General features: G+C 46.6%; 1 tRNA gene and 1 rRNA gene. Both read right to left on the bottom strand.

Going from position 1 to position 524, the window contains the following annotated elements:
* Positions 1 to 33: 33 nt before the first annotated feature.
* A tRNA-Ile gene (locus ACFQZI_RS19830) sits at positions 34 to 108 on the bottom strand.
* A 160-nt stretch (positions 109 to 268) separates the two neighbouring features.
* Positions 269 to 524 (bottom strand): 16S ribosomal RNA (locus ACFQZI_RS19825); the annotation flags it as partial.

Raw genomic sequence — 524 nt, 5'->3', positions numbered from 1 at the left:
CTTTTGACTTGTAACTTTTGACTTAACCTCTCGTAGTCCCGAGCAGATTTGAACTGCTGACCCCTACATTATCAGTGTAGTGCTCTAACCAAGCTGAGCTACAGGACTGTTTGTTTATCTTTACAATCTTGCCACTATTATGGCTGCACCACAACCGATGGCTTCATCTTCCGGGTTGTTTTTTTTAGAGAATAAATAAGAAAATAATCATGCAGGTAACAGTTATACTGTTATTTGCGTACTCTAAGGTTTTTGGATAATGCTCCAGAAAGGAGGTATTCCAGCCACACCTTCCGGTACGGCTACCTTGTTACGACTTAGCCCCAGTTACCGACTTTACCCTAGGACGCTCCTTGCGGTTACGCACTTCAGGCACTTCCAGCTTCCATGGCTTGACGGGCGGTGTGTACAAGGCCCGGGAACGTATTCACCGCGTCATTGCTGATACGCGATTACTAGCGAATCCAACTTCACGGGGTCGAGTTGCAGACCCCGATCCGAACTGTGAATGGCTTTACGAGATT

The organism is Mucilaginibacter lutimaris (assembly GCF_042676625.1).
Taxonomy (GTDB): Bacteria; Bacteroidota; Bacteroidia; order Sphingobacteriales; family Sphingobacteriaceae; genus Mucilaginibacter; species Mucilaginibacter lutimaris.
Note: the sequence above shows the minus strand (reverse complement) of the source record. Positions and strands in the feature narration are given on the sequence as shown.